The 20,253-nt window shown below is 45.5% G+C and carries 24 protein-coding genes; 11 read left to right on the top strand and 13 right to left on the bottom strand.

Annotation, left to right across the window (positions count from 1 at the left end; translation table 11 throughout):
* A partial coding sequence (locus ACTXGE_RS01775; protein WP_443541323.1) for an IS3 family transposase occupies positions 1–58 on the top strand: 58 nt, incomplete at its 5' end.
* Between the two features lie 74 nt (positions 59–132).
* Here the strand turns inward: ACTXGE_RS01775 and ACTXGE_RS01770 are convergent.
* Together ACTXGE_RS01770 and dxs are read right to left on the bottom strand one after the other, a co-directional pair.
* Positions 133–960, bottom strand: a complete 828-nt coding sequence (locus ACTXGE_RS01770; protein WP_435950158.1) for an inositol monophosphatase family protein — start codon at positions 958–960, stop codon at positions 133–135.
* 154 nt (positions 961–1,114) lie between these two features.
* A complete protein-coding gene (gene dxs, locus ACTXGE_RS01765) occupies positions 1,115–3,163 on the bottom strand; it encodes a 1-deoxy-D-xylulose-5-phosphate synthase (protein ID WP_435950157.1) in 2,049 nt (682 codons plus the stop codon).
* A gap of 561 nt (positions 3,164–3,724) precedes the next feature.
* Here dxs and ribA point away from each other — a divergent pair.
* From ribA to ACTXGE_RS01750, 3 genes are all read left to right on the top strand, one after another.
* The gene (ribA, locus tag ACTXGE_RS01760) at positions 3,725–4,363 is read left to right on the top strand and encodes a GTP cyclohydrolase II (RefSeq protein WP_317199512.1); all 639 of its coding nucleotides are present in this window, start codon (positions 3,725–3,727) and stop codon (positions 4,361–4,363) included.
* Between the two features lie 108 nt (positions 4,364–4,471).
* Entirely contained in the window at positions 4,472–5,464 is a 993-nt protein-coding gene (gene hemF, locus ACTXGE_RS01755; protein WP_443541112.1) for an oxygen-dependent coproporphyrinogen oxidase, read from the top strand.
* Between the two features lie 115 nt (positions 5,465–5,579).
* On the top strand, positions 5,580–6,080 hold the full coding sequence (locus ACTXGE_RS01750; protein WP_435950154.1) for a c-type cytochrome: 501 nt from the start codon (positions 5,580–5,582) through the stop codon (positions 6,078–6,080).
* A gap of 103 nt (positions 6,081–6,183) precedes the next feature.
* On the opposite strand, the gene ACTXGE_RS01745 is transcribed toward ACTXGE_RS01750, so the two are convergent.
* The 4 genes from ACTXGE_RS01745 to ACTXGE_RS01730 form a co-directional block, all read right to left on the bottom strand.
* Positions 6,184–7,347, bottom strand: a complete 1,164-nt coding sequence (locus tag ACTXGE_RS01745) for a hypothetical protein (RefSeq protein WP_443541114.1) — start codon at positions 7,345–7,347, stop codon at positions 6,184–6,186.
* A 27-nt stretch (positions 7,348–7,374) separates the two neighbouring features.
* The gene (locus tag ACTXGE_RS01740) at positions 7,375–8,391 is read right to left on the bottom strand and encodes a mechanosensitive ion channel family protein (protein ID WP_435950152.1); all 1,017 of its coding nucleotides are present in this window, start codon (positions 8,389–8,391) and stop codon (positions 7,375–7,377) included.
* A gap of 45 nt (positions 8,392–8,436) precedes the next feature.
* A complete protein-coding gene (gene gloA / locus ACTXGE_RS01735) occupies positions 8,437–9,006 on the bottom strand; it encodes a lactoylglutathione lyase (RefSeq protein WP_435950151.1) in 570 nt (189 codons plus the stop codon).
* Positions 9,007–9,129: 123 nt separating this feature from the next.
* Positions 9,130–9,777, bottom strand: a complete 648-nt coding sequence (locus ACTXGE_RS01730) for a carbonic anhydrase (RefSeq protein WP_317199518.1) — start codon at positions 9,775–9,777, stop codon at positions 9,130–9,132.
* A 298-nt stretch (positions 9,778–10,075) separates the two neighbouring features.
* Between ACTXGE_RS01730 and potA the strand changes: the two genes are divergently transcribed.
* The 4 genes from potA (at position 10,076) to ACTXGE_RS01710 (ending at position 14,266) form a co-directional block, all read left to right on the top strand.
* Complete coding sequence (gene potA, locus ACTXGE_RS01725) at positions 10,076–11,353, top strand: spermidine/putrescine ABC transporter ATP-binding protein PotA (protein ID WP_443541117.1); 1,278 nt, start codon at positions 10,076–10,078, stop codon at positions 11,351–11,353.
* Positions 11,353–12,240 carry a spermidine/putrescine ABC transporter permease PotB gene (gene potB / locus ACTXGE_RS01720; RefSeq protein WP_443541118.1) on the top strand — a complete coding sequence of 296 codons (888 nt, stop codon included), beginning with the start codon at positions 11,353–11,355 and terminating at the stop codon, positions 12,238–12,240. Before potA ends, potB begins: the two co-directional genes overlap by 1 nt.
* Entirely contained in the window at positions 12,240–13,028 is a 789-nt protein-coding gene (gene potC / locus ACTXGE_RS01715) for a spermidine/putrescine ABC transporter permease PotC (protein WP_443541119.1), read from the top strand. The genes potB and potC overlap by 1 nt, the downstream gene beginning before the upstream one ends.
* 344 nt (positions 13,029–13,372) lie before the next feature.
* A complete protein-coding gene (locus ACTXGE_RS01710; RefSeq protein WP_443541120.1) occupies positions 13,373–14,266 on the top strand; it encodes a LysR family transcriptional regulator in 894 nt (297 codons plus the stop codon).
* Positions 14,267–14,358: 92 nt separating this feature from the next.
* Here the strand turns inward: ACTXGE_RS01710 and ACTXGE_RS01705 are convergent, their stop codons facing one another.
* The gene (locus ACTXGE_RS01705; protein ID WP_443560258.1) at positions 14,359–14,820 is read right to left on the bottom strand and encodes an REP-associated tyrosine transposase; all 462 of its coding nucleotides are present in this window, start codon (positions 14,818–14,820) and stop codon (positions 14,359–14,361) included.
* A gap of 121 nt (positions 14,821–14,941) precedes the next feature.
* Between ACTXGE_RS01705 and ACTXGE_RS01700 the strand changes: the two genes are divergently transcribed.
* The gene (locus ACTXGE_RS01700; protein WP_443541121.1) at positions 14,942–15,511 is read left to right on the top strand and encodes a hypothetical protein; all 570 of its coding nucleotides are present in this window, start codon (positions 14,942–14,944) and stop codon (positions 15,509–15,511) included.
* 148 nt (positions 15,512–15,659) lie between these two features.
* Here ACTXGE_RS01700 and ACTXGE_RS01695 read toward each other — a convergent pair whose 3' ends face one another.
* The 6 genes from ACTXGE_RS01695 to ACTXGE_RS01670 form a co-directional block, all read right to left on the bottom strand.
* The gene (locus tag ACTXGE_RS01695) at positions 15,660–15,941 is read right to left on the bottom strand and encodes an addiction module antidote protein (protein ID WP_317199524.1); all 282 of its coding nucleotides are present in this window, start codon (positions 15,939–15,941) and stop codon (positions 15,660–15,662) included.
* On the bottom strand, positions 15,942–16,244 hold the full coding sequence (locus ACTXGE_RS01690) for a type II toxin-antitoxin system RelE/ParE family toxin (protein ID WP_443541122.1): 303 nt from the start codon (positions 16,242–16,244) through the stop codon (positions 15,942–15,944).
* 78 nt (positions 16,245–16,322) lie between these two features.
* Positions 16,323–16,694: a CrcB family protein gene (locus ACTXGE_RS01685; RefSeq protein ID WP_443541123.1), complete on the bottom strand. Its 372-nt coding sequence runs from the start codon at positions 16,692–16,694 to the stop codon at positions 16,323–16,325.
* 51 nt (positions 16,695–16,745) lie between these two features.
* Complete coding sequence (tsaD, locus tag ACTXGE_RS01680) at positions 16,746–17,804, bottom strand: tRNA (adenosine(37)-N6)-threonylcarbamoyltransferase complex transferase subunit TsaD (protein WP_443541124.1); 1,059 nt, start codon at positions 17,802–17,804, stop codon at positions 16,746–16,748.
* 130 nt (positions 17,805–17,934) lie between these two features.
* On the bottom strand, positions 17,935–18,456 hold the full coding sequence (locus tag ACTXGE_RS01675) for a c-type cytochrome (RefSeq protein ID WP_435950140.1): 522 nt from the start codon (positions 18,454–18,456) through the stop codon (positions 17,935–17,937).
* A 53-nt stretch (positions 18,457–18,509) separates the two neighbouring features.
* Positions 18,510–19,037 (bottom strand): c-type cytochrome, encoded by a 528-nt coding sequence (locus tag ACTXGE_RS01670; RefSeq protein ID WP_435950139.1) that lies wholly within the window; start codon positions 19,035–19,037, stop codon positions 18,510–18,512.
* Positions 19,038–19,407: 370 nt separating this feature from the next.
* Between ACTXGE_RS01670 and rpsU the strand changes: the two genes are divergently transcribed.
* Both rpsU and ACTXGE_RS01660 read left to right on the top strand, forming a co-directional pair.
* Positions 19,408–19,623: a 30S ribosomal protein S21 gene (rpsU, locus tag ACTXGE_RS01665; protein ID WP_025651930.1), complete on the top strand. Its 216-nt coding sequence runs from the start codon at positions 19,408–19,410 to the stop codon at positions 19,621–19,623.
* A 147-nt stretch (positions 19,624–19,770) separates the two neighbouring features.
* Positions 19,771–20,220, top strand: a complete 450-nt coding sequence (locus ACTXGE_RS01660; RefSeq protein ID WP_435950138.1) for a GatB/YqeY domain-containing protein — start codon at positions 19,771–19,773, stop codon at positions 20,218–20,220.
* Positions 20,221–20,253 lie beyond the last annotated feature (33 nt).

The following is a 20,253-nucleotide window of genomic DNA, read 5'->3' as shown; positions in this document are numbered from 1 at the left end:
TCAGCTAAAACTAAAAGGACTAAGCCCTGTACAGTACAGAACTCAGTCCTTGTTATAAACTTAAACCGTCCAAGTTTCGGGGGGCAGTTCACATTTTGAAGTCAGCTTTTTTGTGATTATTAATAAATGATATTAAATGGCGTCGTTCCAAGCCGGGACAACGATTTGCATTAGTGGCTTGAGTAGTTTGACGTTACAGGCAAAGATAGAGCCTGTAGTCATAGAGTTATGCGCGCCCGTATGATCGACAACCACGCCGCGCGCTTCGGTGACAATCAGCTCACCTGCCGCAATATCCCAAGGCTTGATAGACATCTCAAAATACCCATCAAAACGCCCTGCTGCTACGTAACATAGATCTAGGGCGGCTGAGCCTAGGCGGCGAATTTGACCGCCCGCTTCACAGACCTTTTGCAAGCTCTCAAAGTGCTCTTTGGCATAAGAGATGACTTCGCCGTTACGTTTACGCTCTAGCGGATGACCTGTGGTAAATAATGCACCCTCTAACGTTTTGCGCTCACTGACATTAATACGGCGCTGATTAAGACGCGCGCCTTTACCGCGACTCGCTGAGAACATCTCATCACGAACGGGATCATAGATAACGCCGTGCTGAGTGACGCCTTTATGCTGCACGGCGATAGACACACAAAACTGCGGAACCCCGTGGACGAAGTTTTTGGTACCATCGAGCGGATCGATAATCCAGCACCAATCAGCGTCTTCGCCGCGACCTTCTTGCATACCAAACTCTTCACCCAAAAATGAATGCGTCGGATAGCTGCTTTTGAGCGTCGCAATCGTCAGCTCTTCGCTAAAGCGATCGATACGAGTGACCAAGCCATCAAGACCTTTAGATTCGGTATCGAACTCGATTTTGTGGCGGTTTTGATGCGCATGCAAGATCTCTTTTCCAACTTTTTCAGCAGCACGCGCTGCGATGACGACCATGGGTTCCATAAATAACCTTTTACCTAATCAATGAATAAAACGAAAGCATTAGCCGTAGCCAAAGCCATTTAAGACACACTGTAAAATAATTTACACCTGCGGCAAGCAGGCGTCGTACTAAAACTTTTAAAGCTAATAAATATATTTTCAGTAGAATATAAGACTACGAAGATAACAAACCTTTGAGCTGAGAGGTTACGCCTGTGACATCTAAGCCGCAGTCTGCGATCTGCTCGGCTTGCGAGCCATGAGCGGCAAACTGATCGGCTATACCGATGTTGAGTACTACCGGTCGCTGACGCTGATAAGCGACTGACTCATTGAGCAAATACTCATTGACCGCGCTACCAGCCCCGCCCATGATGACGTGCTCCTCAAGCGTTACGATATGCGTCGCGCCTTGCTCAATTAGCGACTCTATCATCTCACTATCTAAAGGCTTGACCCAGCGCATATTGACCACTTGAATCTGACAATCGGCTTGCTCAGCACTCAACACCTTTGCCGCTTGCTCAGCTGTCGCAACCCTAGTTCCGAACGCTAGCAAAATCAGCTTAATCTGAGCCTCACTAGAACCCAATACTGACTCAATAACGGCTTGTCCGATCTTATACTGCTCAGCAGGCTTAACGATAAGGGCGCCTGTGCCCGTGCCGCGTGGATAACGAACCGCGCTGCACCCTTGATACTCATAACAAGTATTAAGTAGATGGTAGCACTCGTTTTCATCTTTTGGCGCCGCGACAATCATATTAGGTACGCAGCGCATAAAGGCTAAATCAAATATACCCGCATGGGTTGCACCATCTTCACCGACTAACCCTGCACGGTCGATAGCAAACATCACGTCCAAATCTTGCAAAGCGATATCGTGAATTAATTGATCATAACCGCGCTGCAAAAATGTGGAATAAATCGCCACAATAGGCTTGACCCCTTGGGTTGCCATGCCGCCTGCCAGCGTGACCGCGTGCTGCTCAGCGATTGCTACATCAAAGAAGCGCTCAGGATAGTGGCGGGCAAACAGGGTCATCCCTGAGCCCTCCTCCATCGCAGGCGTAATAGCTAACAGCTTATCGTCTTGCTCAGCTTTATCACACAAAAACTGCCCAAATACTTGCGAGAATTTTAGTGCTGGTGCTTTAGCTGGACTGTCTTTGGCGACATCATTGTTTGGCGTATCACCAGCCAGCTTACTAATCGCATGATAACCCACAGGATCCGCTTCAGCAGGCGCAAAGCCGCGACCTTTGGTGGTATAAATATGTACCAAGACTGGGCCTTTGACTTGTTTAGCTCTCGATAACACCCGTAATAATTCAGGCATGTTATGACCATCAAAGGGGCCAAAGTAGGTAAAGCCTATAGCTTTAAACAAGTTGTCTTCTAAATTAGGAACATCGCGCATGGCTTTGTGGCGTTTGCGCCGATCAAAATCACGCATATTAGGTCTATGACGCAAGACAGGCTCGCCCGTTTCTGCGATATCTACCTGATAGCCTGACTCCCACAGCATCGCTAAATGCCGTGAAAACCCACCGATAGAGCAGGATATCGACATATCATTGTCATTTAATATGACTAGCAGATCAGCGTTTTGCTGCACCGCATCATTCATGGCCTCAAACGCCATGCCACCTGTCATCGCACCATCGCCGATAACGCAAGCAACAGTCTGCGCGCGACCTTGGTAACGCAGCGCAAGGCTCATACCAAGCCCAGCTGAGATAGAAGTCGAGGAGTGTCCCACGCCAAAGGTATCGTATACAGATTCGCCGCGCTCAGGGAAAGCGGTTAGACCATCTTTGGCACGAATAGAGCCAAGCTTATCACGGCGACCAGTCAATACTTTATGAGCATAAGCTTGATGACCGACATCCCAAACGATTTGATCTTGCGGCATATCCAACAGATAATGCAGTGCAATCGTCAGCTCAATGACGCCCAAGTTTGCGCCAAAATGACCGCCGCTTTGACCTGCTGAATACAGTACAAACAGACGCAGCTCATCGGCTAATGTAATAAGCTGCTCACAACTTAAGTCATTTAAATCAGCAGGCGCGTCAATAGTGTCTAGTAGCGGAGTCGATGGACGCGTGCGCGGAATAGTATCGTAAGTTTGCTGCAAAGCTGATGGGTACACAGGCGCATCAGCAATAGAGTGCGCTGCAGATGCTGACTGAGACTGTAGGGGATGAGTTGACTGCTGCATAAACCGTACGATACCTATCAAGCTTGACGTGATATACCTTTAGCTTACATAAGCTTAAGAGGTAAATCTTTATTTGTTTTTTTGCTCAAACAGACCCTAGTATTACCTACTTTATTCGCTGCGATAACTTGCCACATTATGCCTTGTTATCGGGCATGGGTCGTGAAAGTTCGTGACGCCATAGTAATCTACGGGTAAACACTTGTCACTGTACTGGGCAAAATAGTATGGCATAATAGCATTTTTTTTTGACAGTCGCTGAAGTCATCGTGTTTGGTCTGTGAATTTTATGTGTTTTATCCTAAACTTAGTCGCTTGCTTCAGAACAGGTTATACTAGTTTGCTCTATTTACTATCAGCGTGTTATTAATTGGCCTCAAGCACCACATAAGTGAAGCACTCCTTTGCCAGCCTTAAGTCATAGGCTTATTGTAAACGAGAACTTATGCCTTATATAAGTCTAAAATTATCGTTAGGCTAATACAGGTTCCAAGTTGACCTTAAATACGCTCTACAACACTCTCCTCTACTGCCACGATAACCGGCCTATGCAGGATCTCAATGTCATATCAATTTATTACTAGTGCCAAATTACCGACTCGTTACGGCGAGTTTGATATTCATGTTTTTGAAAACGAAGACGGTCAGGAGCATGTCATGCTCACCGTTGGCCTGCCTGCCGCACAAGATATAGATGCTAGTGCCTCTATGATTCCCCTTGTACGCATTCATTCAGAGTGCCTTACAGGTGACGCTTTTGACTCACTCAAATGCGACTGCGGGCCTCAGCTTAATATGGCTATGCAAGCGGTACAAGAGTCCGGTTGCGGCGCTATATTATATCTGCGTCAAGAAGGCCGCGGCATAGGACTCACCAATAAAATCCGCGCTTATGCCTTGCAGGATCAAGGTCATGATACTTTGGATGCCAATTTGATACTAGGGCTACCTGCTGATGCGCGTATCTATGATATGTGCGGGCCGATGCTGGCACACGTTGGCGTCAATCAAGTACGCCTCATCACCAACAATCCTAACAAAGTCACCTATCTGACCGATCACGGTATCGACGTCGTAGAGCGCGTGCCCTCAATCGTCGGTATCACAGAGGATAACGCCGGTTATCTAGCGACTAAGCGTGACCGCATGGGACACCTGTTGGATAAAGACATCAATACCGAAACGCATTTTAATCAGTAATACGCTTCAATAGTAGTACAAGTACCAAGATTGTAAGCGCAGGACTATAAGCGACAAACTATAAGAAGTGACAAACTATAAGCGAAGCATTATAAGTGAAAAATTATTATGAGCGACACAAACGACAAATCAGCAATAACGACTACTGACAGTGGAGCGACCAGCAAGAGCATCCTGCGCGTACGCGCGTTTTTGGTCGATTTGCAGACGCGAATTTGTCAGGCGCTAGAAGCTCAGGAGCGTGACGGCGGCGGTAGTGCTACCTTTGTTCCCGATAATTGGGAACGTCCTGAGGGCGGCGGCGGACGCTCAAACGTGCTTGCGGGCGGTCAAGTTATCGAAAAAGCAGGCGTTATGTTCAGCCATATTCATGTCCATAACTTGCCGGCGTCCGCGACAGCTCGTCACCCTGATATCGCTGGTCGCAAAGCACAAGCAATGGGCGTATCACTGGTGGTGCACCCCACTAATCCAAACGTCCCAACTAGCCATGCCAACGTTAGATTGTTTGTCGCCGAAGCACCGGGTGAGGATCCGATTTGGTGGTTCGGTGGCGGTTTTGACTTGACGCCGTTTTATCCTGTGCTCGCTGACTGCGTGCACTGGCACCAGGTCTGTCACGATCTATGCGCACCTTTTGGCGAGAACATTTATGCTGATTTTAAACAGTGGTGTGATGAGTACTTTCATCTGCGCCACCGTGATGAGCAGCGCGGTATCGGCGGCCTGTTTTATGATGATGTCAATACCCAGAGCCGAGGTTGGGATTTTGAGCGCTGCTTTGACTTTATGAAAGCGGTCGGCAACGGTTATCTCGATGGCATCCTCCCTATCTTTGATAAGCGTAAAGATGAGCCCTATACCGAGGCGCAGCGCGAATTTCAGCTCTATCGCCGTGGTCGCTATGTTGAGTATAACCTGGTGTATGATCGCGGTACCTTATTTGGGCTACAGAGCAATGGCCGTATTGAGTCCATCTTGGTCAGTATGCCGCCCCTTGCCAGCTGGCACTACCGTTTTGAGCCTGAGCCTGGCACTGCTGAGTTTGAGCTTACCGATTACTATTTAAAACCACGTGACTGGTTGACTTTGCACTCTTAGTTGGCATAATGAATAAAAAAGAGCTCAACAACTGCCCTTTCTTGTTTTTAATAAAAACTATCTTAACCACCAACCCTGCATATTTAATCATTGTATAAATAAGGAAGAGTGACCTATGGAACAGGTTCGTACTAACACCCTATTAAAAAACAAAACTTTAAAAGCCACATCATTAAGAGCAGTCGCTGGCACGGCGCTACTAAGCGCTGTAGTCGGTTTAAGCGCTTGTAGCAGTCCTACTGATCCTGATATCAAAGCCCGACAAGACATTATGAAAAGCTACAGTGACGCAATGGGAATTATGGGCGATATGGTCAAAGCGCCTGATACTTTTGATGCGGCAGTACTCAAAGATCAAACCTCATTTTTGGCAGAAGCCTCAAAAAGCCCTTGGGTACATTTTGGTAACGCGGAGTCCATTGGTAATTCGACAGAAGCCGTTTGGAGCGACAACGCCACTTTCGTCAATGAATCAGAGAAGTTTCAGCAAGTTACCGCACAGCTTGATGCGGTTGCGCAAACAGCGACCAGTGTCGATGACTTCAAGCCCGCTTTTGGTGATGTTGGTGCCAGCTGTAAGTCTTGTCATACTGACTTTAAAGTTAAAACCGACTAAGGTGCCTACGTTTGTAGTCAGTGAGCAAGTACAAAAAAACCGCTATATTAAATGATATAGCGGTTCTTTTAGTGAGATTTATTAGTAGCTTGTTCCCAAGCTATCACGTTTCATCAGCTGCAAACAACACATTGCGTACCACTGAGCGCGAATCCGCCGATCCGCCAAGCGAGCCTGATAGCACTCCTACAGCCGCCAAGAATGCTGCCAAGCGTATATGAGCTGCAAGGGAAGCTCCATCTTTGTCAGAGGTCCACGTACTCATCAAGGGATCTGGAAATACGAACACCACCACACCATACATCAGCACTCCAAACATGATGAACATACAAATCAGCGTTAATACTAGTGCCAAATAGGTAGCCGCAGCCGTGACCACCGAGCTCTCTGAGGTTTGCCCTCGCCGCGTAGATATGAGCTGAAAGGAAAAAGCGCGGTAGAGCACAAAAGTTGCTGCCAAAAAACTGGAGACGACAAAAACCGCTAGCTGACTGTAAGACACTGAAGCGGCAAAATCCCAAGTCTCCCCGCCAAAGATAAGTACGATAATCACTGAAAGCGCTGTCGCAATCATGGTTGGTAGTTTGGTAACAAGGCGTAGCGGATTGGCTCTGATGGCTCCGCGAACAATCTTTGGAATATTGCTTAGGATATGCCGAATGACAAAAGAAAACCTACTCCCCTCAGAGTAACGATCATTGGCCTCTTGTGGAAGACTCTCAGCCATCTGCTGGTACTGAGCGGCTGTAAAGGCCTGCATAGCGTCAAGGTCATCAGGCACTTGCACATAAGCCAAATAATTAGTCGGCTCTTGCGTATATTTTAGGTTTAACAGTCGACCAAAGCACTGTAGCATTAGGTGAGTTAAGCGCTTGATAAGCCTATCCTCTTGCGTAACTTCAGAATCGAGCAAACGACGCGTAGAGATTACCGCCACATTAGTAAGCTGAGAGGGCAGCGCAAGTAAATAAGACATAGAGGCGGCAGCGATTTCTACATCGGTAATAATCAACATAAATGCAAGCTTGCGCTCAGTCTTTTCATTGATGCCAATCTGTACAAAATCGAGCGCTCGATAGCCGTTCTGATCAGGAGTTAAACTGAGTCCTGTAAAAGAGAATGACTCGATTTGAATGTCTAGCTTATGCTGCACGACTTGGTTGAACCGAGCCGTCGCAGCTTCGATTGTTTTATCCAAGGCAACGTCACTCTCTTCGCCAGCTACGGCAAGTTTCATAATGCCAAGAGTGATCACTCTTTTCGTCATCGATGTATCAGCCTCAACACCAGATATTTACTCTGTGATAATTTTATCCACATCTACTTTGTTTTCACCTTCTTGATCTTTAGCATCCTTTTTGCTGAGTTGCTCGACCGTAGCTTTTACCGACGGATCGCTCAGATCTAGCGTGCGTATCGGGAATGGTATATTAATGTCTGCCGCATCAAGTGCTTTTTTGATCTCAACAATGACCTGATGAATGGAAGCCACTTTATTGGCTTGCGTACCATCTTCGATAAACCAACGTACTGTCATATCCATAGATGACCCACCAAAACCTGTGGCAATGATACTTGGATCCGCTTTGGTTGATACCGTATCCGCCTTTTGTAATGCCTTGATAATCTCCATCTTGGCTTCTTCGATATCATCCTCATAACCGATACCCACCTCAACTTGCAAGCGGCGCTGCTTATAGGCGGTATTGACCGTTAGAGCCGAGGTATACAGATCTGAATTGGGTATGACAACTTGCCGTCCATCATAAGTTCTAATGGTCGTGGCGCGGATTTTGATGTCTTCAACCGTACCCTCAAAATCACCTGAGACAATTTGATCGCCAATGCGAAACGGCTCTGATATTAATAATAAAATACCAGATAGTAGGTTTTGAAAAATATCCTTAAAGGCAAAACCAATGGCAACCGAACCGATACCAAGCGCGCCGATAAGTTTGGCTGGGGTAAATCCTGGTAAGGCGATGACCATAGCGATCATAAAGCCGATAAAAAATATCAATGCGCCGCCTATGCGCTGAAATACTTTGACAAGGTTTTGATGCCGACTACGGCTGCCCAGTAGTTTGCGAACGATTTTTTTGAAGACGATAGACAATAGCCAAAAGATTACGATCACGATAATCGCCGCAACTAAGTACGGGATGCGTTCGACGAAACTACTGAGTAGATCGTTCGCTGTATCTGTAATGGTATGATAAGTCACAGGGTCAGCGCTTTGTATTGCTGTGTTTGCGGCAGTCTCAGTTGCGGCAGTCTCAGTTGCGGTAGGATCACCCTCAGTAGTTGCCATAAAAAGATTACTCCAGTCATTATTGTTTTAGTCAATCGGGCATTACTAATCCATCAAGTCCGCTTGTACGATCTCAATCCAGTAACCATCGACATCTTTGATAAAGGCAATATTTTTCATACTGCCTTCCTCTGGTCGTTTTTTGAAAGCGACATCTTTGCTATCAAACCATTCTACAGCGGCCTCTAAATCAGGTACGCTAAAGCAAATATGTCCAAAGCCCTGCGGCGCCTCATTACCATCGTGATAGCTAAAGTCATCTTTGGTCTCGGTACCATGATTGTGCGTAAGCTCCAAAATACCGCGCTGACGAAAGGCATAAATCGCTAAATCGTCACCTGCGGGCAGAGTATCACGCTCGCTTTTGGTAAGCTTGGCTAAAAAGTACAAATCAAAACCCATATCAGGGAATTTTTTGACGGCAAGTAAGGTCATACCGAGCACGCCTGTATAAAACTCAAGCGATTTGACGGGGTCTTTGACGCGTAGCATGGTGTGATTAAAATTAAAGCCTTTGGTTTGAGCCGATATAGGCTGAACCCCTACCGCTTGTACGCTGCTCTTGGGCTGGTCAATCGACGCGTTACTCGTATCTGGACTTAATACCTTTGACATTATTATTCCTATTTTTTAAAAGTGTTACTCATCTTAATAAAAATCGCCGCGGGTACTGATGGCGTTTTGTATTAAGCTCATAAATTCAAATTAAGATGATAAACCTAGATTGAGCTTATACATTTAATTGTCTAAAAAGCGCACCTCACCTGTCTCTAAGTCATACTCAGCGCCGACGATGAGCAATTGACCACTACCAGATAAGTCTTCTAAAATACGTGAGCCGTGACGAAGCTGGCTGACCGACATGCGTACATTGGCGCTAATAGAGCGCTCAACCAACTCATCAGCGTCGACATCTTGCCCGTTGGCAGTAGCAAGCTCATGCAGGTTGTAGACACTGGGGCGGATGCGATCGACGATCGACTGCAAGTTGGGCGAGTAGTACTTGTCAGGATTGATCAGCGCGTCGACGCAAGCGGTCACCGCGCCGCAGTGCGAATGCCCAAGAACGACGACAAGCTTGGTATCGAATTGATCGGCAGCAAATTCAACAGAGCCAATTTGAGAGGGCGCGACCACATTTCCTGCCACCCGAATCACAAAAAGCTCGCCAAGCTTTTGATCAAAAACAATCTCTACAGGGACGCGGGCATCTGAGCAGCCCAGAATAATCGCTAGTGGATTTTGCACACTGACCAGCTCAGGCCGCCTTTGCATACAAGGGTCTGTTGTATTTAAGCTCTCAACGTAACGCGCATTGCCTTCTTTGAGTAGCGCCAGTACTTCTTGACCCGTTGCTGGGCGATTATTATCGGTTTGAGTAGTCATAGGACGTCCTTGTTTTGAGATGAGGGGCACAAGTTTTAAAACCTACCTAGTGAACAAAAACAATTGTATCGCAATAATGTTAAAAACAGGGTAAAAAATGTTTGTCTCAATGTTTGTCTCAATGTTTGGCTATAAGCCACTTGCATAATTCATAATGAGATTTGGGTCATTCATTGGGTAGGTTTGTTATAATATCTAACCGTTGACGCAAGTCAAACCCCGCGCTTATCTTATATTCGTCGGTATACTTGATATAAATATTCACAAGCCTATTGTTAAAAGCTTAGGAATCCGCTTTATGACCAACTCGCCAGCAACTGTCATCTCAGCAAGCGCCAACAGCGCTTCTAACTATGATAAAAACACGCCTACTGACAGTAATAGCTTGCTGCAAATCACAGGGGTCAAAAAATCTTACGATCAGACGCAAGTGCTGACCGACATCAACCTCGATATCAAGCACGGTGAGTTCCTAACTTTGCTAGGTCCATCTGGTTGCGGCAAGACCACCTTGCTACGCTTGATTGCAGGATTTGAGCAGCCGACAGCAGGTGCCATCGTTTTGGACGGCGTGCAGATGGCAGGTCTATCCGCTGATAAACGCCCTGTCAATACCGTATTTCAGCAGTATGCGCTGTTTCCGCATATGAGCGTCGCGCAAAACGTCGCTTACGGACTTAAGCTCAAAAAAGTCCCAAAGGATGAGATTCAGACGCGGGTGCGCGAGATGCTAGCGATGGTGCAGATGGAGCACTTGGCTAATCGTCGCCCGCAAGACTTATCTGGCGGTCAGCAGCAGCGCGTGGCTATCGCGCGCGCGGTCATCAATCGCCCTAAATTGTTGCTACTCGATGAGCCGTTATCAGCACTCGATCATAAGCTGCGTTTGCAGATGCAATCAGAGCTTAAACGCTTGCAACGTGAGCTGGGTATTACCTTTGTCTTTGTCACTCACGATCAAGAAGAAGCCTTATCGATGTCAGATCGCATTGCGGTGATGAAAGATGGTAGGTTTCAGCAAATCGGCACGCCTATTGAAATCTATGAGACCCCTGCTAATCTGTTTACCGCCAAGTTCATCGGTGAAGCCAATCTGTTTAAAGCTGAGGTTAAAGGCGTGAACTTAAAGCAACCAGATCGCGATGGTCGCGTCACTAACGGGCGTATTGAGGTTGAAGTTTGCGAAGCGCAAGACGGCCCGACGACCCTGCGTAATTTGCGCCGCCCTGCGTTTGCGACAGCCGTTCAAGTCGGCGATATCGTCAATTTACTCCTGCGCCCTGAGGATCTGCGCATTTATGATCCTAATGATATGACGCATACGGGACTGCTGGGCCGCGTCATTGAAAGTAATTATAAAGGCAGTACGCTTGACTCTATTATTGAGCTTGAAAACGGTCATGTGATTAAAGCCTCAGAATTCTTTGACGAGGACGATCCTAGTTTTGATTACAAGTTAAATGAAGGCGTCAAAGTCTCGTGGGTTGATGGCTGGGAGTGGGTATTGCCTGATGACACTCATGGCGACACGAATGATGGCTATGACAACGTCGATAACGAAAAGGATGGCAGCTGATGGCAGGTCATGGCCGTTTCAATTTGGGCAGCAAAAGCCCCTTTCGTACTGCAACGCTGTGGCTAATTTGGGGCTGGCTACTAATATTTGCCCTGTTGCCTAATATCTTGGTCATTGCAGTGAGCTTTTTGAGCCGTGATAGTAGCGCGTTTATCAGCTTGCCGGTCACTATTGAGAGCTATATACGCCTAGTTGATCCGCTATATTTTGAGGTCTTCGTTCATTCACTCTGGATGGCAGGGATTACTACCGTGATCTGTTTGCTGCTTGGTTATCCCTTTGCTTGGCTCGTCTCCAAAACAAATGGTCGCTGGCAGGCGTTACTGATGATGTTATTGATATTGCCCTTTTGGACCAATTCTTTAGTACGAACTTATGCGCTCAAATTACTATTTGCCAATAACGGTTTGATTAATAAATTATTGCTTGGCATTGGCATAATCGATACCCCTATTAATATCTTATATACGCAAGGCGCGGTCATCGCGGGTTTAACGTATTTATTATTTCCCTTTATGGTGTTGCCACTCTATGCCGTGTTTACGGATCTGCGCGATGATATGCTGCTGGCGTCACAAGATTTGGGCGCCTCAAAAACGCAAACCTTTTGGCATGTGGTGCTGCCCTTGACCACGCCGGGGATTATCTCAGGCGTACTCTTGGTGTTATTGCCGGCGATGGGGATGTTCTATGTCGCTGATGTCTTAGGCGGCTCGCGCAATTTGCTAGTCGGTAATATCATCAAAAACCAATTTTTGGATGCGCGTGATTGGCCGTTCGGCGCGGCAGCGAGTGTGCTGTTAACGTTAGCGATGGCGGTGTTGCTCCTAGCCTATCGCGCTAGTAGTAAGCGTATCGGCAAAACTGACTTCAATGAGGTGGCGTAATGTCGAGCCTACGTACACAAAAGATAGGCCGTATCGCCGCCAAAGGTTATCTGGGACTCATTTATACGCTACTGTATTTGCCCATTATTGTCTTGGTTGTGATGTCTTTTAATGAGTCAAAGATCAGCTACAACTGGGGCGGCTTTAGCCTTAAATGGTATGAGTCTTTGTTCAATAACCAAGCCATGCTTGATGCGTTTTGGCACTCCATTGTGTTGGGATTGGTCGCGGCAACGGTCTCAACCTTGATTGGGACACTGACGGCTCTCGCCTTACACCGCTATCAGTTCCGCGGCAAAGGGCTATTAAACGGACTATTATTTGTATTGATGATGTCGCCTGAGATTGTGCTGGCGATATCTTTACTAGCATTGTTTTTATTAATTGGTCTGCAGCTTGGCTTTGTGTCTTTGCTACTGGCACACATCACCTTTTGCTTACCTTTCGTCGTTATCACTGTCTTTGCGCGCTTAAGTAGTTTGGACGAGCGGCTGATGGAAGCGGCACGTGATTTGGGCGCTTCTGAGTCCACCATGGTACGTACCATTTTGATTCCGGTGATTTTCCCGGCGGTGATGGCGGGCTGGTTGCTCGCCTTTACCTTGTCGCTTGATGATGTGGTGGTCTCTACCTTTGTCACGGGTCCGAGCTATGAGATCTTGCCGCTGCGTATTTATTCTATGGTGCGTGTCGGTCTTAAGCCTGAGGTCAATGCCATTGGCACACTGTTATTAGCGGCTTCATTGGTATTGGTCATTATCTCGCAGCTCTTATTGCGTCGTCGCTAAGCGTAGTAATTTTAATACGCCATTCTTAGTTTAATATTAGCTGTTGTAGGCTAGCGCTTTTAGACTAGCTTTAAAACCTTACAAAAGCTTCTTGGAAATTCTATTTAAAGAATTACCCTTGCAAAGCTAAAATTGCAGTGCAATTTTTTAACGCTTCTCAGGACTTAAGCCTGAGGTCAATGCTATCGGTACACTACTGCTCGCAGCGTCTTTGATCTTAGTTATTATCTCGCAATTGCTATTACGCAAGCGTTAATATCAAATAGAAAACTATAAATCTGAAAGAAATTCATTGTGATATTTACTATAATGAATCCATCTCATCTTAAATATAAAGATACGCTATGTTAGAGCTTCGCCATCTTAATACGTTAACCGCGCTGCGCGCACACGGTTCGCTAGCCGCCGCAGCCGATGAGCTACACGTCACCGCTTCTGCGGTCTCCCATCAGCTCAAAGAGTTAGAGAACTACTACGACATCAGCTTAGTCAATCGTCGTACGCGCCCGCTTAGCTTTACTCCAGCAGGCAAGACGGTACTGGCGCTCGCTGATAGTATCTTGCCGCAAGTCACCCGTACCAAATCTAACCTCAAGCGCTTAGCTCATGGGCAAGCGGGCAGATTGCGCCTAGCCTCTGAATGTCATAGCTGCTTTGACTGGCTAATGCCGATACTCAATCAATATCGCCGCGAATGGTCCGATGTCGAGCTGGACTTTGCTACAGGATTTGAGCCTGAGCCGCATCATTTGCTGGTTGAGGGTGATATTGACTTGTTGATTACCACGAGCAATCTACCGATAGACGGTATCAGCTATCAGCCATTATTTGAGTATGAGAGTCGTTTGGTGTTATCGCCAACACACGATTTGGCAGCGCAGCAGGTTATTGAGCCTAATGATTTAATCGATGAGACCTTGATAGCTTACCCCGTTGAAGCCAAGCGCTTAGATATCATTGCCAACTTTATGACACCATGCGATGTGAGCTTTAAGCGTATCCGCACCACTGAGCTAACCGCGATGTTGATTCAACTAGTCGCTAGTGAGCGCGGAGTTGCCGCCCTCCCCGATTGGGTGGTTGCAGAATACGAGAAAAAAGGCTGGGTGGTCTCGCGTCCTTTAGGTGATGGCGTGCATTGTCAACTCTATGCCGCGACGCGTAGCTCAAACCAAGATACAGCTTATATGCAAGGGTTTGCGAGTTTATTGGAAGGGATTGTTAAGCCGGTTCCATGATGATTCCCTAACACGTAGGTTGGGTGGAGTTTACGACACCCAACATTTATATATTGGAGAGTTATTCAACCACCCAATCTACAGGTAATAAACTATCCGCTACGAATCGATGAATATTGCCAATCTTGAACCCGTTTAACATACTCGTGTTTGACTGGGTTCAGATGGATATAATCTATGTGCATACGATAATCTGCTTCATTACGAATGCAATGCTCCCAAAATCGTCTTTGCCAAATACCACGCTCGCCTTTTTTACGACGGCTCTTTGAAATATGCTCGGTTTTGACGATACGATAAGAGGAATAGTATTTAATCAGTTTAATACGTTCAGAATAATTAGCATCATCGCTTGGTATCGTGCATAGCATATGCAAGTGATCGGGTAGAATAACGATAGCATCGATATAAAAAGGATGTTTTTGTTTTACGACTTTGAAAGCGTAGCGTAGTGTCTCAATCTCTTTGATTAGCAAGTCACTTGATCTATCAGCGAGGTTAACGGCTAAAAAATAGCTAGCGCCTTGAACGTAGTGTCTGCGATATTGCGGTATAGTTAAGTTAATCTTAATCTATCGTGTTGGGTGTCGCAAGCTCCACCGAAACTACGGGCTACAGACTCCTATCAGAAATATATGGTAAAACTAAGTGGTTCTACAAGTGTGGGGACTAAATATGCTAGATAGACCATGGATTAAAGACAATGACCCAATCAAAGACTTTTATGACTGCTTGAATAAAGAGGAAATCGCATGGTTATATGGCGTAGTAAAAGCTGTAGACCTAAATCGAGCGACTTTTAATACAAATTTTTGTCCAAATAAAGTACAGCTCTTGGATTTCTCCAATTACTATGACAATCCATATCAGTTCGACTTATTATCAGATTTAATTAATGAGTTCAATTATATAGGTAGTTCTCTGTTTTGGTTACCACTCAATAATGACTGTTCAAAAAATGAATTTGAGAAATTTGAACCACTTATGATTGCTAAAACACCCATGAACATCATTTATTTAAAAAAAGTATCGCGGTCTATGATGCAAATGATGAATGGTGGATATATTGTGGTTGATAGTGGGAATAATTTTATAGCAATAATCGTTGACGGATATTATATGTTGGCTCTAGTCGATGATGATAATTTGCCAACTAAATACGAAAAATACATAAAAAATTGGAGTCTGATAGAGGAAAATATTGATTCTATTACAGCAAAACCACTAATACGTGCGAGACTTTAAAATACTGTTTAAAAATTGAGGCATACCCCACTGGAACCACCAAAACCGACTTGATAATAAATAAACAGCCTATTCAAAATAGAATGCTATAATTAAACTATTAACTACAGAATAAAAACACAAGTTAATTTAAGAAAGGCTCGATATCTTAAATTGCCAGACGTAAATTTAAAGCTTTAACAACCTTAATAATCGTGTCAAAACTTGGATTGACTTCACCAGAGAGTGCTTTATAGAGACTCTCTCGACCTAATCCTGTATCTTTTGATAACTGTGACATTCCCTTGGCTCTAGCGATATTACCTAGAGCTTTTGCTATAAATGCGGCATCGTTGTTAGATTCTTCAATACAAGCTTGTAGATAAGCTTGCATGTCCTCATCAGTTTTAAGATGCTCAGCACTATCCCATTTTCGAAGTTTAATAGTCATTTATAACTCCTTCTCTAACTCTTTTGCCAATTGAAGGGCAATTTTTATATCTTTACTTTGAGTCGATTTGTCTCCACCTGCTAGTAAAATAACGACTCTTTGCCCCTGCGTGCAATAATAGACTCGATAGCCAGAACCAAAGAAGAAATGTAGTTCAGAAACACCTTCACCGATAGGTTCAGAATCTCCAAAGTTTCCATCTTCAACTCGATCAATTCGAGCCTGTATGCGTCTTTTTGCCTGTTGGTCTTTTAGTTTATTAAACCATTTGTCAAAAACTTCAGTGGTATATATTGAGTACATAGAATTATTGTATCCTATAAGATACAGGTAAACAAGATTTATATCTATTTTGATATATCAACTAATATCAATCGTAGTTCACAAAACCATTTTAAAAAAATAAAACCCAGCAGCAGTAGCCAATAAAGTCAGCCCAACATGTAACCCTATCAGGGCTAAACCCGCCAGCAAACGCCCATCATGAATAAAGCCAAAAACCTCAGCACTAAAGGTACTAAAGGTCGTCAGTCCGCCCAAAAAGCCAGTGATCACAAACACGCGGACATTATCCGACAGACCACTGCCCATCCGCTCAAACCATACGAGTGCAAGGCCTATCAGCAGACCACCTAAGACATTCGCGCCCAATGTGCCCAGTGGTATCCAACTGTGCGCTATATTAAAGCGGGACAGCCATGCTCGCAGACACGCACCAATCGCTGCTCCTACACCTATGGCTAGCCATTGCATCGCGTTATCCTTTTTTATGATTTAAGGCTATGAGAAAACTATATAGAACGCTTACAGTGCAGGCAGCTCTGTCATCGGCCAACGCGGTACGCAGCTCACCGCCAGATCGTCAGACTGCCCAGCTTGCAAACGCTCGTACCCTGCGTAGGCTATCATCGCGCCATTATCCGTGCATAACGCAGGCGGTGCATAATGTACAGTTGCGTCCATCTTTGCCAATTCAGTCTCTAATGTTTCGCGCAGATGAGTATTAGCACTGACGCCGCCTGCGATAACTAGCCTATTCATATTTACTTGCTTGAGGGCTTTAACGCATTTTTTCACTAGCGTATCGACCATTGCATGTTGAAAGCTCGCAGCAATATCGGCACGCACTTGTGAGTCGCTCTCATCTTTATGACCTGAGCCTCCTGAGTGCGGCGTATCTTTGATCAAATTATGCACCGCGGTTTTCATACCACTAAACGAAAAGTCCAAGCCGCGATGGAGCATAGGGCGCGGTAAATCGTAAGCGCTTGGATCACCACTCTCTGCTAGTTTGGCGACATTGGGACCGCCAGGATATGGCAAACCCAACATCTTGGCAGCTTTATCAAAGCACTCACCCGCTGCATCATCTATCGACTCACCGAGTATCTCATACTCCCCAATACCATGTGCGGCGATCAGGAGCGTATGACCACCAGAGACGAGCAAGGATACAAAAGGAAATGCGGGTGGATTTGCGCCCATAAGTGGTGCCAGCAAATGCCCCTCCATATGATGCACCCCAATCGCAGGAATATCCAAGCCATAAGCCAAACTGCGCCCAAATAACGCGCCCGTCATCAGCGCGCCGATCAGACCTGGACCTTTGGTGTAGGCGATCGCATCGATATCGCTTTTTTCGATATCGCACTGCGCAAGCAATTCGTTAAGTAGTGGGACGAGTTTACGAATATGATCACGACTGGCAAGCTCAGGTACCACCCCGCCGTAGAGAGCATGAAGCTCTACCTGAGAGTACAACACTTGCCCAACGAGACCTTTATTATCGCTGCTGATTTGCTCACTATCAAAAATAGCCAGACCGGTCTCATCACAAGAGGTCTCAAGTCCCAATACTTTCATACTTTATCCTTTGTCATGGCTTTTACGGTGCTGCCGATTGTATTATCACTTAGTCCAAAACAGCAGCCATAAAAAACCGTCACTGTGAACCCACAATGACGGTTAGCTTAGCAAATTTCAATAGCGGATATTAGCTTACAGCTGCCAACATATAATCTACAGCCGCTTTGACTTGCGCTTCTGTGACGCCGTTTACAGCTTGCGCTGGCATCTTGTTAAAACCGTTTGCAGAATGCAGGTATAGGGTTTGCTTGTCTTTTTGTAGTGCTAACGCCCATCCTGCTTTGTCACCGTATTTAGGCGCGTTGAGGAGTCCACTGGCATGACAGGCTTTACAGTTTGACTCATAAAGAGTGACACCTGCATCACTTGCAAGAACGACGTCAGCGGATTCATTCTCAGTAGCGTCTGTCTGAATGACCTCTGTTTTTGGCGCTACAGAGTCAGTTTCGACTGCCGCTACAATTTCTGTTTCTGGCGCTACTGTTACTACCTCAGGATCAGCCGTAGTCGTTTCAACTGTAGCACTGTCACTAACAGGCTCATCGCTACTACAAGCACTCAATAAAAAGAACAAGCTAAGATTAGAGGCTATCAAAATCCCTTTGACTAGCGGACGTTTGGGTGAGGCTTTTTGCTGACTAGTCATCATAGCTCCTTATACATACAAAAATTAGCGCAAGACAACCCTCTACTTATAGCCTATTAGCTGGCTGCATCGATCATGTATTCGACCGCTTGGCGGATCTGATCTTCGGTCACGCCGTTATAAGCCTGAGCTGGCATCTGATTAAAACCGTTGGCTGAATGAGATGTTAGCGTATCAACACCTTTTTCGATACGAGGTCCCCAAGCGGCTGCGTCACCATATTTAGGGGCGTTGAGCAACCCTGTCGCATGACATGCCATGCATTGCTTATTATATAGCTCAGCACCCACGTTGACCGCTAAGTCCTCAGCAGGGGCAGCGGCATCAGCTGGTGCTGCCATTGCATCATCCATTGCGGTAGTTTCTGTAGCGTCAGTTTCAGCGATAACCATAGGCGCAGTCTCTGGAAACTCAAAGTCCTCAGCTTCTGGAGCATTAGCGCGAGCTTGATCTGCTGCAGCATTGACACGTTCAACAGCAAAAACATCATGAGAATCTACCCCTCCACCACAAGCACTAAGACTTAAGCCTGAAGCGATGAGCAACGCTGTCCATAATGATGCATTTAGTACTGTCTTTTTCATCCTAAAATCCTTGTTTAAATCAATCTGAATATGTTGTGATACTATAAAATTATCATACCATAAACTGCTTTTAATACGTATAAACCGTATGGACTTTTTGTGCGCGGTCATTACATTTAGCTAGAGCTTATAGTGCTTATTTTATTTCAGCGCTTATTGTTATAACCCTCAGAGATGAGTCAGTATAGCTATCACATAAGAAGATTAAGCTTTGACTTTGTAGGTATTTTTGAGTATAATTACCGCCCTTGTGCACCGTGCACAAGTTATCCTAGTTTGAGCTGATGCCTGTAATCTTGAGATGTTACGGCTAAATACTAATACACAGCCAAACTAATGCCTTTGTATCTCATCCCAATAAGGAGTCTTCATGCCTGCAGTTAAGGTTAAAGAAAACGAACCCGTAGATATCGCTATCCGCCGTTTTAAGCGTGCTTGTGAAAAAGCTGGCGTTCTATCAGACGTACGCAAACGCGAATTTTATGAAAAACCAACGCAAGAGCGCAAGCGCAAAAAAGCGGCTGCTGTAAAGCGTTATAAAAAGAAGTTGCAACGCGAAACTATCCGCACCACTCGTATGTACTAAACACTATTGAGCCCATAGCTCAAATGTGAGTACTACAAGCGCTATACCAACGCCACTGCTATCGATTGATATCAGTGGCGTTTTTTATGCTATTATTTTTGCTATTCATATTGATCTATCAACTTTTAAAAATAAGGAATAATAATTATGAGCGACCTCAAACAAGTGCTATCAGATAGCATCAAAACTTCGATGAAAGCTCGTGAGCTTGAGCGCGTCAAAGTGCTGCGTAATGTACAAGCGGTTATCAAACAAATCGAGATTGACCGTCAAACCCAGCTGAGTGACGCTGACGTTTTAGAGGTACTACAAAAACAGCTCAAGCAGCGCCAAGAATCGCTCGCTATCTTTACTGAGAATAATCGTGAGGATCTTGCGAACAAAGAGCAGTTTGAGATTGATATCATCAATGGTTTTATGCCGACGCAGATGGATGATAGCGAGCTTGCCGCCTTGGTCAATAGCGAGGTTGCAGCACAAGGCGCGACCTCTATGCGTGATATGGGTAGCGTGATGGGCGCACTCAAAGCCAAAACCGCAGGACGCGCTGATCCTGCGGTAATATCAAAATTGGTTAAAGAAGCGCTACAAGGCTAACCCTACTAGTCGTCTAAAAAATAAAGCGTCTAC

Origin of the sequence: Psychrobacter sp. T6-4 (genome assembly GCF_052258425.1) — a bacterium.
Lineage (GTDB): Bacteria > Pseudomonadota > Gammaproteobacteria > Pseudomonadales > Moraxellaceae > Psychrobacter.
The sequence above is the reverse complement of the archived record's forward strand: the minus strand, read 5'-3'. Positions and strand labels throughout refer to the sequence as shown.

What these genes read in the sequence shown, in the direction of transcription:
- potA (WP_443541117.1), top strand. Translation starts at nt 10,076, where the DNA reads ATGACCAACTCGCCAGCAACTGTCATCTCAGCAAGCGCCAACAGCGCT.
- ACTXGE_RS01700 (WP_443541121.1), top strand. Translation starts at nt 14,942, where the DNA reads ATGCTAGATAGACCATGGATTAAAGACAATGACCCAATCAAAGACTTT.
- ACTXGE_RS01740 (WP_435950152.1), bottom strand. Translation starts at nt 8,391, where the DNA reads ATGGCAACTACTGAGGGTGATCCTACCGCAACTGAGACTGCCGCAACT.
- gloA (WP_435950151.1), bottom strand. Translation starts at nt 9,006, where the DNA reads ATGTCAAAGGTATTAAGTCCAGATACGAGTAACGCGTCGATTGACCAG.
- hemF (WP_443541112.1), top strand. Translation starts at nt 4,472, where the DNA reads ATGAGCGACACAAACGACAAATCAGCAATAACGACTACTGACAGTGGA.
- ACTXGE_RS01710 (WP_443541120.1), top strand. Translation starts at nt 13,373, where the DNA reads ATGTTAGAGCTTCGCCATCTTAATACGTTAACCGCGCTGCGCGCACAC.
- dxs (WP_435950157.1), bottom strand. Translation starts at nt 3,163, where the DNA reads ATGCAGCAGTCAACTCATCCCCTACAGTCTCAGTCAGCATCTGCAGCG.
- ACTXGE_RS01745 (WP_443541114.1), bottom strand. Translation starts at nt 7,347, where the DNA reads ATGACGAAAAGAGTGATCACTCTTGGCATTATGAAACTTGCCGTAGCT.
- ACTXGE_RS01690 (WP_443541122.1), bottom strand. Translation starts at nt 16,244, where the DNA reads ATGTACTCAATATATACCACTGAAGTTTTTGACAAATGGTTTAATAAA.
- ACTXGE_RS01660 (WP_435950138.1), top strand. Translation starts at nt 19,771, where the DNA reads ATGAGCGACCTCAAACAAGTGCTATCAGATAGCATCAAAACTTCGATG.
- ACTXGE_RS01750 (WP_435950154.1), top strand. Translation starts at nt 5,580, where the DNA reads ATGGAACAGGTTCGTACTAACACCCTATTAAAAAACAAAACTTTAAAA.
- ACTXGE_RS01730 (WP_317199518.1), bottom strand. Translation starts at nt 9,777, where the DNA reads ATGACTACTCAAACCGATAATAATCGCCCAGCAACGGGTCAAGAAGTA.
- ribA (WP_317199512.1), top strand. Translation starts at nt 3,725, where the DNA reads ATGTCATATCAATTTATTACTAGTGCCAAATTACCGACTCGTTACGGC.
- rpsU (WP_025651930.1), top strand. Translation starts at nt 19,408, where the DNA reads ATGCCTGCAGTTAAGGTTAAAGAAAACGAACCCGTAGATATCGCTATC.
- tsaD (WP_443541124.1), bottom strand. Translation starts at nt 17,804, where the DNA reads ATGAAAGTATTGGGACTTGAGACCTCTTGTGATGAGACCGGTCTGGCT.
- ACTXGE_RS01685 (WP_443541123.1), bottom strand. Translation starts at nt 16,694, where the DNA reads ATGCAATGGCTAGCCATAGGTGTAGGAGCAGCGATTGGTGCGTGTCTG.
- potC (WP_443541119.1), top strand. Translation starts at nt 12,240, where the DNA reads ATGTCGAGCCTACGTACACAAAAGATAGGCCGTATCGCCGCCAAAGGT.
- ACTXGE_RS01675 (WP_435950140.1), bottom strand. Translation starts at nt 18,456, where the DNA reads ATGATGACTAGTCAGCAAAAAGCCTCACCCAAACGTCCGCTAGTCAAA.
- ACTXGE_RS01670 (WP_435950139.1), bottom strand. Translation starts at nt 19,037, where the DNA reads ATGAAAAAGACAGTACTAAATGCATCATTATGGACAGCGTTGCTCATC.
- ACTXGE_RS01770 (WP_435950158.1), bottom strand. Translation starts at nt 960, where the DNA reads ATGGAACCCATGGTCGTCATCGCAGCGCGTGCTGCTGAAAAAGTTGGA.
- potB (WP_443541118.1), top strand. Translation starts at nt 11,353, where the DNA reads ATGGCAGGTCATGGCCGTTTCAATTTGGGCAGCAAAAGCCCCTTTCGT.
- ACTXGE_RS01695 (WP_317199524.1), bottom strand. Translation starts at nt 15,941, where the DNA reads ATGACTATTAAACTTCGAAAATGGGATAGTGCTGAGCATCTTAAAACT.